This is a genomic window from Pseudomonas sp. PS01270 (genome assembly GCF_029959775.1).
In the GTDB taxonomy this organism is placed as follows: Bacteria; Pseudomonadota; Gammaproteobacteria; order Pseudomonadales; family Pseudomonadaceae; genus Aquipseudomonas; species Aquipseudomonas atacamensis.
Genome location: NZ_JASCPT010000154.1, coordinates 1 through 10815, shown reverse-complemented (window position 1 = coordinate 10815; position 10815 = coordinate 1). Strand labels below are relative to the sequence as shown.

General features: G+C 57.7%; 11 protein-coding genes. 6 read left to right on the top strand and 5 right to left on the bottom strand.

Features of this window, described 5'->3' with window-relative positions:
• Both QMX86_RS25255 and QMX86_RS25250 read left to right on the top strand, forming a co-directional pair.
• Positions 1-186, top strand: a 186-nt coding sequence (locus QMX86_RS25255) for a hypothetical protein (protein ID WP_282390421.1), incomplete at its 5' end; no start/stop codon positions are given.
• A 150-nt stretch (positions 187-336) separates the two neighbouring features.
• A complete protein-coding gene (locus tag QMX86_RS25250) occupies positions 337-822 on the top strand; it encodes a glycine zipper domain-containing protein (protein ID WP_016772172.1) in 486 nt (161 codons plus the stop codon).
• A 55-nt stretch (positions 823-877) separates the two neighbouring features.
• Here QMX86_RS25250 and QMX86_RS25245 read toward each other — a convergent pair whose 3' ends face one another.
• From QMX86_RS25245 to QMX86_RS25235, 3 genes are all read right to left on the bottom strand, one after another.
• The gene (locus QMX86_RS25245) at positions 878-1297 is read right to left on the bottom strand and encodes a thioesterase family protein (RefSeq protein ID WP_282386864.1); all 420 of its coding nucleotides are present in this window, start codon (positions 1295-1297) and stop codon (positions 878-880) included.
• A 102-nt stretch (positions 1298-1399) separates the two neighbouring features.
• Positions 1400-2626 (bottom strand): 3-hydroxyacyl-CoA dehydrogenase, encoded by a 1227-nt coding sequence (locus tag QMX86_RS25240; protein ID WP_282386862.1) that lies wholly within the window; start codon positions 2624-2626, stop codon positions 1400-1402.
• Between the two features lie 124 nt (positions 2627-2750).
• Complete coding sequence (locus QMX86_RS25235; protein WP_282386859.1) at positions 2751-4685, bottom strand: ATP-dependent DNA helicase RecQ; 1935 nt, start codon at positions 4683-4685, stop codon at positions 2751-2753.
• Positions 4686-4957: 272 nt separating this feature from the next.
• Between QMX86_RS25235 and QMX86_RS25230 the strand changes: the two genes are divergently transcribed.
• The 3 genes from QMX86_RS25230 (at position 4958) to nadS (ending at position 7041) form a co-directional block, all read left to right on the top strand.
• The gene (locus tag QMX86_RS25230; protein ID WP_122698811.1) at positions 4958-6100 is read left to right on the top strand and encodes a hypothetical protein; all 1143 of its coding nucleotides are present in this window, start codon (positions 4958-4960) and stop codon (positions 6098-6100) included.
• 336 nt (positions 6101-6436) lie between these two features.
• Positions 6437-6751, top strand: coding sequence for a type II toxin-antitoxin system RelE/ParE family toxin (locus QMX86_RS25225; RefSeq protein ID WP_130910162.1), 315 nt, complete (start codon positions 6437-6439; stop codon positions 6749-6751).
• Between the two features lie 2 nt (positions 6752-6753).
• Positions 6754-7041, top strand: a complete 288-nt coding sequence (gene nadS / locus QMX86_RS25220; RefSeq protein ID WP_016772178.1) for a NadS family protein — start codon at positions 6754-6756, stop codon at positions 7039-7041.
• 107 nt (positions 7042-7148) lie between these two features.
• Here nadS and QMX86_RS25215 read toward each other — a convergent pair whose 3' ends face one another.
• Together QMX86_RS25215 and hslO are read right to left on the bottom strand one after the other, a co-directional pair.
• A complete protein-coding gene (locus tag QMX86_RS25215; protein ID WP_016772179.1) occupies positions 7149-8690 on the bottom strand; it encodes a phosphoenolpyruvate carboxykinase in 1542 nt (513 codons plus the stop codon).
• 181 nt (positions 8691-8871) lie between these two features.
• Entirely contained in the window at positions 8872-9774 is a 903-nt protein-coding gene (gene hslO / locus QMX86_RS25210; protein WP_073471522.1) for an Hsp33 family molecular chaperone HslO, read from the bottom strand.
• Positions 9775-9881: 107 nt separating this feature from the next.
• Here hslO and QMX86_RS25205 point away from each other — a divergent pair, with 107 nt between their 5' ends.
• A complete protein-coding gene (locus QMX86_RS25205) occupies positions 9882-10682 on the top strand; it encodes a phosphatase PAP2 family protein (RefSeq protein ID WP_282386852.1) in 801 nt (266 codons plus the stop codon).
• The last annotated feature ends 133 nt before the right edge of the window (positions 10683-10815 follow it).

The window sequence follows — 10815 nt, the reverse complement described above, 5'->3', positions numbered from 1 at the left end:
CTTGACCCGGCGCTTGGAATGACCTCTTCGCGAGCAGGCGCGCTCCCACACTTGGAATGCATTTCAAATGTGGGAGCGAGCCTGCTCGCGAAAGCCATCGACCTGTCAACAGATCTGCCGTGGCAAAGATTTTCGACCGCCCACAAAAAAGGCCGTTTTCGCATGAAAACGGCCTGTCCGAAGTAGCTAAAGACCGGCGAAAATCGGTTAAGTTCCGGTGAAAAAACAGTAACTTGCAATATTGTATACAAGTCGTGTTATTCGTCGGATTTTGATTGTCACGCCCATTGCAGAGCTTCAGGATCGGCGCCGTCATCCCTTTGAGGCTCATCCTCTATGAAGTTCTCCTCGATTCTCTTGTTGTCCCTTGGCCTGGTCAGTGGCTTCGCTTCTGCCGGAGGCACCACCGAAGCAGGTGTGGGCGGCGCATTGGGCGGGGTTCTTGGCTCGGTCGTCGGTCAATCGTTAGGCGGCAATACAGGTTCCACCATCGGCGCAGCCCTGGGCGGCGCGGGTGGTAGTGCGGTCGGCGCAGACAAGCGCAGCCGTGGCGAAGCAGCCATTGGTGGTGCACTGGGTGCAGCCGGCGGTAACGTGGTTGGCCGCAGTCTCGGCGGCACCACCGGCAGCCTGATCGGCTCCGCCGCTGGTGGCGGTGCAGGTGGCGCGCTGGGTAACTACATGGGCAACAAGAGTGACGACGATGATCGTCGCTATGACCGTGGCCATGATGACCGTCGCTACTACCGCGACCGTGGTCATCCAGGTCGCGGCCATGCCTATGGCCACCGCAAGCATCACAAGTACTATCGCCACCACTAAGGCGAAGGCTTGAACAAAAAATCGCAGCTTTTTAGCTGCGATTTTTTTTGCGCGTCTAGACCACCAGCCGCTCCAGCGCTCCACGCAAATCTGCCGGAATCGGCACCGGCTGATTGCTCGACCGATCGACAAACACATGCACGAACCGCCCCGCCGCACACGCCTCGCTTTCGCCAACCTTGAACACAGCCAGTTCGTATTGCACCGAACTGTTGCCCAGCTTGCCGACCCGTAGTCCGATCTCGATCAGATCGGGGAAAGCGATCGAGGCAAAGTAATCGCAGGCCGAACTCACCACGAATCCCACCACTTCGCCGTCATGAATATCCAGGCCACCGACCTGAATCAGGTAGGTATTCACCGCCGTGTCGAAGAAGCTGTAGTAGGTAACGTTGTTGACGTGACCGTAGGCGTCGTTGTCATGCCAGCGTGTGGTAATGGGCTGGAAGTGGGGGTAGTCGGAGCGTTGATTCATGCAGGGTTCTCGCATTCTCTTCATTTAATTTGATCGTGTTGATGAACACTTTACCTGTGGGAGCGAGCCTGCTCGCGAAGGCGTCAGCACAGCCGACCGGCGTCAACGATCAGCAAACCCCTTCCCCTGCGCCGCCAGTTCGCCAATCAACCGCGCCGGCGTCCACTGATCGCCCTGCCGCGTCTCCAGCGCCAGCAAGCGCTGATGGATATCCGCCAGCCCCTGCTGATCCGCCCAGGCCATCGGCCCACCCTTTTCTGCTGGAAAACCATAGCCGTTCAAATACACCAGATCGATGTCATGGGCGGAGCTGGCAATGCCTTCCTGGAGGATCTTCGCGCCTTCGTTGACCAGCGCCAGCAAACAGCGCTCGAGAATTTCTTCAGGGCCGATGTCGCGACGCTGGAAACCCAGTTCTTCGCTGACTCGCAGCACCAGCGCGTCCACTTCGGGATCATGCTCGGCCTGGCGACTGCCCGGCTCATAGTGGTAGTAGCCGTTGCCGGACTTCTGCCCGAACCGGCCCATCTCACACAGGCGGTTATCCACCTGAACCTCGGGCGCATCCTGCCCCTTGCCAGCTAACTGCCGAGCACGCCATTCCAGATCGATGCCGACCACGTCGTACATGCGAAACGGCCCCATGGCGAAGCCGAAACCTTGCAGCGCGGCATCCACCTGCTGTGGATAAGCACCTTCGAGGAGCATCTTGCGCGCTTCGAGTACATACGGATGCAGCATGCGGTTGCCGATAAAACCGTGGCAGTTGCCAGACACCACGCTGACCTTACCCATGCGCTTGCCGAGTGCCAGCGCTGCCTCCAGTGCCGCTGGCGAGGTCTGCGCACCGCGCACGATTTCCAGCAGTTTCATGATGTGCGCCGGGCTGAAGAAGTGCAGACCCAGCACCTGCGCCGGGCGCCGGGTCGCAGCCGCGATGGCGTCGATGTCCAGCGCCGAGGTGTTGCTCGCCAGCAGGGCCTCAGGCTTGAGCAGACCATCGAGTTCGCGAAAAATCTTCTGCTTCAGTTCGAGGTTCTCGTACACCGCTTCGATCACCAGATCGACGTTGCGGATCGCCGCGTAATCCGCCGCTGCAGATACGCGAGCCATTCGCGCATCCGCCTCGGCCTGATCAATGCGGCCCTGGCGCACGTTGTGTGCATAAGTTTGCGCGACCGTCGTCAGCGCCTGCTCAAGCATCTGTGGATTGTTATCCACCCATTGCACGTTCACGCCAGCATTGGCCAGGCACATGACGATGCCACGGCCCATGGTGCCCGCGCCGATCACGGCAGCCTGCTGAATCTCGAAGCTTGTCTGGCTCATGTTGTTCTCTTGTGGGTGGCCCAAAGACAGATTCCAACCTTAGTCAGGCCACGACGCTTTTTGAAGTTTATTAGCGTGATGATCGACATTCAGCGGATGGATGCAGCGTCCACAGACGCTCTGCTTAATCGAGCAAGTGACTGTCCGCCCACTCGCGGACCTTTGCGTAGGGATACTCTTCCAACGCAGCAAAACCCGGTATCGCCCGCGCCTTGAGTTTGGTGAACAACGGCACGCTGATTCCGCACAGGAACCGTGTCAGGCGTTCGGCCGTCGGAAGGCTGCCTGTGTGCTGCTCATGCCTGTGGATAAATTCACCACACAATTGCGCGAAGTTTTTATCCACAAGCGCTGGCAACGGCGGTGGCTCAGGCAATCGCGCGATCTGGCCGTGACATACCGAACAATGCCCGCAATGTTCAGGGGCATTGTGGTCACCGAAATACTTGGCCAGGCGATAACCCAGGCAGCGTTCGGTGGCGAACACCTCAAGCATGGCGTGAATCCGCGCCACCTCAGTCCGTTCATGGCGAGTGAAATACTCGTGCAGCTCAGCGCTCAGGGCGTCGCTGTCAAAATCAATTTGCAGCAGGCTGTAAACCTCGGTCATTTGCTTGCTTTCAAGCTCGACCCAGCCTTTTTCCTGGAAGTAATCAAGCGCTGTCACTACGCGATTGCGCTCGGCGGAATACTGCGAATACATCGCCTCGAAATCTACTGTGGCCCAGGTGCGCGCTCGCGTGGACGTCCTGATGATCGCCGCAACGAAGTCCCTGCGTTCGCCTTCAAAACGCTGGAGCAGTGCCTCCGGCTCAAGCAGATATTTGAAGCGGTATTCAGCGTAATAAGCGTAGCGCGGCGCGATCAGGCCCCGCAGTTCCAGCTGCACCAGCAAAGTCTTCAACGGCAACGAGCGAATGTTGCTCTGATCCGCCAATGGCCCAAGCAGAAACTCCCATTGCCCTTCCGGGACCGAGGCTTTGAGTTCATCGAGCACATAACGAATGCCATCACGCTCGGGCGTATCGCCGTAGACGAAGTTCTCCAGCACATTGAGGCTGTCGCGATTCGCTAGTACCAGGCAGTCGGAGGGCTGTCCGTCGCGTCCGGCGCGGCCGATTTCCTGGCTGTAGTTTTCGATGGATTTGGGCAGATCGAAATGCACGACGTTACGGATGTCGCTCTTGTCGATGCCCATGCCGAAGGCAATGGTGGCGACAATGCAATTGGACTGCCCGTCCATGAAGCGACGTTGAATGTCTTCACGCTGATCGTGGGGCAAACCTGCGTGGTATGCCTCGGCCTGAATTCCGTTGCGTTGAAGATGCTCGGCGATGTGCTCGGCGGTCTTCTGCAACGTCACGTAGACAATGCTCGGTTGCCCGGGACGCTCGCTCATCCATTCGACCAGACGCCGGCGCTTGTCCTGACCGCGTACAGGCTCGACCAGCAGGTTGAGGTTGGGCCGATAGAAACCGGTGGTCACTACATCGTCAGGAGATATGGCGAATTTGGCCTGCATGTCGGCGATGACTTTTGGGGTCGCCGTGGCGGTGAGCAGCAAGGCCTGCGGGATGTTGAACTGACGTTGGTAGTCCGGCAATTTCAGGTAGTCCGGCCGAAAGTTGTGGCCCCATTCGGAAATGCAGTGCGCCTCGTCGACTACCAGCAACGAGATCGGCACCTGCTGCAGAAAATTGCGGAAGCGCTCATTTTTCAGGCGTTCGACGGAGATCATCAGAATCTTCAATTCCCCCGAACGCGCACGGGCCATGACGTCGTTGGCATCCTCGCGGCTCTGCGCCGAATCGATACTGCCTGCGGAGATACCGTGGCGCTTGAGAAACGCCAGTTGATCCTGCATCAACGCCAGCAACGGCGAAACCACCAATGTCAGGTGTGGCAGTAAAAGCGCAGGCAGCTGATAGCAAAGCGATTTGCCGGAGCCGGTGGGAAAGATTGCCGCCGCGGAGCGCCCCGCCAGCACCGCGCTGACAGCGGCCTCCTGACCGGGGCGAAACTGTGGATAACCAAAAACCTGTTCCAGGGTGTGGTGCATTTACTGTCACTCCTTTGACTGCTGCCATGCCCAAAGCCTAGCGGGCGATTGCAGCGAGTCGAGAAAAGGTCGGGGTTGAATCGATACTGAATGATACATGGGAAGCGAAAACCAAGCGTTTAACAATCAAAGCGCCTCGACATACTTTCGAAAAACTCAGCCACATATATATAACAAACTTCACATTACAAACGCAGACACAACAACGCCCTTTATTTTAACACCGCCCAAAACTAACTTGACTGCTCTTATACATAAGCAAGAGCAACGAAATGACAACTTTAACAATCTTTTTCTGCGGCACCGGCTCCAACAAATTTGATGACAAACATAAAAACTTCTGGGACGGCGAAATCGTTTCTACGCTCGCTGCACACCACAGCGGACGCGAATTTGCCGAGTGGATCGTCGTCGACGGCCCTGGCAGCGGCAATCTGCAAGCCGACGACCTGTTCACCAAGACCTCTGAATACGGCTTGTCCGGCACGCTGTTCGGCAAAGGCTGGGATGAAAACGTGCAGCACGCGTTGAATATCATCAAAGGCAAATGCGATTGGCAACGTAAACAACTTACCGAGGCAGAATATAACCGTCTGAAAGCCGCAGGCATTCCTATTGAAGATGTAAAAGAGGAAGGTTCCTGGTTCTGGCGCCAGTATAACTATGGCGACCGAAGTATCACGCAACAGAAGTTGCAGGAACAGATCATCAAGACTTTCCGCAAGGACGGCATTATTCCGACGCGTGTCAATCTGCTCGGCTGGAGCCGGGGTGGTATCAGTTGCCATATGCTTGCCAATGCAATGTCCAGGGACGCTGCGCTCAAACATATTCCGGTGAATATCTTTGCGATTGATCCAGTCCCGGGAATTGGCAACTTCCAGGAAAACCGCGTCAAACTCGAATCCAACGTCAAGGAATACATCGCCTTCTATGCCCGCGACGAGCGCTCAAAAGGCTTCAGCTGCGTGATCCCGCAAACCGCTACCGGCACCAGGACTTCGATCTATCCAATGGCCGGTCGCCACGCCACCCTTGCTGGCAACGCCACGGCGCTCGGCGGCGAGCCGAGCAGCAGCAGCGACCTCAACGCGCTGATCGAGCCCGGCCGCATCGTTCGCCATCTGGCGGAAACCTGCCTCAAGCGCTGGGGCGTGCCACTGAGCAAAACGCTCAACCTGAGCGATACCGACCTGCGCCGCCTCACCGGCGCCATCGTCAGCGACGAAGCCCGCTACAAGAAGATGCACAGCCAGTCCTACACCTATTTCACCGAACTGGACAAAGGCGAGCGCTATGTCTCGCTGGGCAGCAAAGGCGTGCCGTTTTCAGCAGTCAAAGGCACGATCTACCGCCCTGCAACCGGACTGACCACAAGCCTGCTGGATATTTCCGGTTACCAGCATCTGTGTTGAAAGGCGTTGAAGAATCGGTAGCAACGTCTGGCGCTCTGTTCGTCCCATTCCTACTTCACGCGATGCCTTGTCGGCTATCACGAGGTGGTGGTGCGAACCTATAGTCATGGGTGTCGCTGCTTTGGTCAGCGACACCCACATCACCTACGCTCTGTACCTGCTGACAGGTCGGCTGCGAGCTGCTGCAAGTCGCGCAGACACAGATGCTCAACTGGAAAGCCCCTGCCTAAGGCGAGCAGCCTGATCGCCGCCGATCATCTGTCGGCGACCAGGCACCAGTCATCGTTATCAACACTTCAGCATTGCCTGAAAGTAAGTCACTGGCGTACATTGACCATGATTTTTATTGAGACTTCAGTCTTCACCCGCCGAGTAAGAGAGTTACTGGACGACGATGCCTACGCCACCTTTCAAAAGCAGTTGGTCGCAAACCCGTCTATTGGCGATGTAATCGAAGGAACCGGCGGGGTGCGTAAAGCACGAGTCGCCTCCAAAGGCCATGGCAAACGGGGTGGCGCACGGGTTATCTACTACCACTTCGTTTCAGCATCACAGATCGCGTTGTTGATGATTTATCCAAAAAACGAGCAGCAGGATCTTACCCATGACGAACGGAAAGCACTGAAGGCCATGATTGGAAACTGGAGGTAACCATGAGCAAGTTTTTTGATGAGCTGATGGAAAGCGTGCAGGAAATGGATGAGATTCTTCGGGGTGAAAAAAAGCCGTCCCGCGAATTCTATGTGGATGCATTACAGGTTAAACAGATTCGCAAAGCGACGGGAATGACGCAGGCAAAATTCGCAGCCTTGATCGATGTCCAATTGGGAACGTTACGCAATTGGGAGCAAGGTCGTCGTCAGCCGACTGGCCCGGCCAAAGCACTACTCAAGGCCATTCATAACGATCCTGTCCATGTGCTGAGTGCACTGGCTGATTGACACATAGCCAGGGCAAGCCACGTCTTTGAGTCCAACCAAGCTGCATTTCAGATCGGAAATAAAAAACCGCCCCAAAGGGCGGTTTTTTATTCACTGCAAACCACTACTTACAACTTCGGCCCAGCCGCCTTGATCGCGTCGCTCACTTCGAACTTCTTGAAGTTCTCGATGAACAGACCGGCCAATGCTTTGGCGGCCTCGTCGTACGCAGCCTTGTCAGCCCAGGTGTTGCGTGGGTTGAGCAGGTTAGTGTCGACGCCCGGGACGGCCAGAGGCACGTCGAGGTTGATGGTGTCGAGGTGTTCGGTGGCTGCACCGATCAGCGCGCCGCTCTGGATCGCGGCGATCACCGCGCGGGTGGTCGGGATGTTGAAGCGTTGGCCGACGCCGTAGCCGCCGCCGGTCCAGCCGGTGTTGACCAGGTAGACCTTGGAGCCGAAACCGCGGATGCGCTTGATCAGCAGTTCGGCGTATTCGCCAGCCGGACGCGGGAAGAACGGTGCGCCGAAGCAGGTGGAGAAGGTCGACTTGATGCCGCTGCCCGAACCCATTTCAGTCGAGCCCACCAGTGCGGTGTAGCCGGACAGGAAGTGGTAGGCCGCTTGCTCTTCGTTGAGGATCGACACTGGCGGCAGCACGCCGGTCAGGTCGCAGGTCAGGAAGATCACCGCGTTTGGCTCGCCACCGAGGTTCTTCTCGGAACGCTTGGCAACGTGCTCCAGCGGGTAGGCGGCGCGGCTGTTCTGGGTCAGGCTGACATCGGCATAGTCGGCGTGCTTGGCGTCGTCGATAACGACGTTCTCCAGCACCGCGCCGTGCTTGATGGCTTTCCAGATAACCGGCTCGTTCTTCTCGGAGAGGTCGATGCACTTGGCATAGCAACCGCCTTCGATGTTGAACACCACGCCTTCGCCCCAGCCGTGTTCGTCGTCACCGATCAGGTAACGGCTTTCGTCAGCCGACAGGGTGGTTTTACCGGTGCCCGACAGACCGAAGAACAGGGTCACGTCGCCGTCTTCGCCGATGTTGGCAGCGCAGTGCATTGGCAGCACGTCAGCGGCCGGCAGCAGGAAGTTCTGCACCGAGAACATGGCTTTCTTCATCTCGCCGGCGTAACGCATGCCGGCGATCAGCACTTTCTTCTGCGCGAAGTTGATGATCACGCAACCGTCGGAGTTGGTGCCGTCACGCTCAGGCACGCACTCGAAGTTGGCAACGTTGAGCACTTGCCATTCTTCACGGCCAGCCGGGTTGTACTGGGCCGGGTTGATGAACAGGCAACGACCGAACAGGTTCTGCCAGGCAGTCTGCGTGGTCATTTTCACGGCCAGGTAGTGATCTTCCGCCGCGCCTACATGCACGTGGGAAACGAAGTGCTCTTGCGCGTTGTTGAAGGCCTCGACGCGAGCCCACAGGGCATCGAACTTGTCGGCCGGGAACTTGCGGTTGATCGGGCCCCAGGCAATAGCGGCCTGGGTGGAAGGCTCTTCAACGATGAAACGGTCGACTGGCGAACGGCCGGTGCGGTGACCGGTGCGAACAACCAGAGCGCCGGTATCGGCAAGCTCGCCTTCACCGCGATTCAGGGCTTCTTTTACCAGATCATCAACACTCAGATCGGTGTACACGGCGTTATTGGCTTGCGTCATGAGGTTCCCCGTCGGCCAGTGGCCGAGTGTGCTCCAAACGTTTTGTAGTAGAAAGTCGTGCACTACTACCGCGAAAAAAGTGGGCCGGATTATGCCAGAAAAGCCCAAAAAGAGTAGGGTCCTCCCGTCGTAACGGCGATATTCCGTCATTCCGCAGTGAATTTACCTGCGCTGAACCGTTTTAGTGACGGGTATCTGACGGCGTATCGACGCCCGCGCCAGCGAACAATTGAGCAATATCGGCCGCGTCGAACAGGTACTGCTGATTGCAGAACTGGCAATCGATCTCGACTTTACCGCCCTGCTCGGCGGCCAGCGCCAGCGCATCGTCCAGCCCAAGACTGACCAGCGCATTGCCGGAGCGTTCCCGCGAGCAACTGCAACTGAAGCGCAAATGCTGCACATCGAACAGGCGCACTTGTTCTTCGTGGTACAGGCGATGCAGGACGGTTTCGTTGTCCAGGCTCAGCAGTTCATCGGCGCTCAGAGTGCTGGCCAACGCGGTGAGGTGCTGCCAGCTGGCGGCGCGATCCTCTTCGTCTTTCAAACGATCGGCGGGGAGTTGTTGCAGCAGCATGCCGCGGGCACGACGACCGTCGGCGAACAGCTTGAAGCGGGTGCCAACCTGCTGCGACATGACGAAATAGTTGGTGAAACAGTCCGACAGTGTTTCGCCGTCGAGATCGACAATGCCCTGATAGCGCTGGCCGACAGTCGGGTCGACGGTCAGGGCCAGAACGCCGTTCGGCATCAGATCGCTGAGGGTGGCGTCTGCGGCGATCTGCTCGGCGTTGTAACGCGCCAGGCCACGGATCTCACGCTCGCTGGAGCACTCGATCATCAGCAGCGGAATCGGCCCTTCCGAGCGTGCCTGCAAAATCAGCAAGCCATCGAACTTGAGCGTGCCGACCAGCAACGACGCGGCCGCCATCAGTTCGCCGAGCAACTGCGCGACAGGTTCCGGGTACGGGTGTTTGGCGAGGACTTCGGCGTAGCTGCGCTCCAGCGCTACCAGTTCGCCGCGAGTGTCGCTGTCATCGAAGATGAAGCGTTGAGTGAAATCGGTATCCGCTAGGTCGGTCATAGGTCTGGGTATCTGAATGTGATGACAAAATGATTACAAAACGTGAAAATTTGCGCTTGCTGGCACTTTTTTTGGTGCCGGCGCTTTTTCGCCATGGGAGGCATTTTATGAACAATCCGGGTTTGTTCCAATCAAGGTGGAACCTCGGCCGGCTGGTTCTGTGTAACGTAGTGCCGTTGGCGCTACTGGCTTTCTGGTTATGGCCTACCGGCCAGATGCTGTGTGTGATTTTCGACGAGTGGCTGTTCCGCTCGCTGAATGCGCCGCTGGCCAGCAACCCGATATGGCTCCACATCTGGGCAATTGCAAGTCTGCGCCCGTTCGACATCGTCGTCGGACTGATTCTGCTGACGCTGCTGATCAAGGGCGACTGGGTCTTCAGGGCGATCGACGTGCGTCGCGCGTTCTTCGGCTTTTTCTCGATCCTGCTGCTGATGGTGGTGATCCGCGCGCTGTTTTCCAAATTCGCCGATCACATGGGCTGGCAGCACAGCAGCCCGTCAATGGTGCTTGAGGGCGCCGTGCACATCAGCGATTACTTTCCGCACCTGGAAACAACCTGGGAGCTGAAGGACCGTTCCGGCCAGAGTTTCCCCGGTGATCATGCCTCAGTGCTGTTGATCTGGGCATTGTTCATGGGCGTGTTCAGCCGCACCGTCGGACAATTTCTAACAGTATGGGGGCTGGCCGTGTTGTTCATGCTGCCGCGTCTGGTGGCCGGCGCGCATTGGGGTCAGGACGACTACATCGGCGGCGTGCTGCTGGCGGTGTGGGCGTTGGGCTGGGGTTACTACACACCGTTTGCCTATCACGCGGCGAACTTCTGGTTGAAGCTGACCGCGCCGGTTTTCGCGTTGCTGGGCAAGCTGCCGATGGTGTCGCGGATGAGTGTGGTGCGTAGCGCCTGATACCGCGTCGTACTCGATTCGCGAGCAGGCTCGCTGCCACAGACGACTCGATCGAATGTGGCAGCGAGCCTGCTCGCGAAGAGGCCGGCACAACGTTTCAATCTTCGTTGCTGCTACCGCGAAACATGAACAG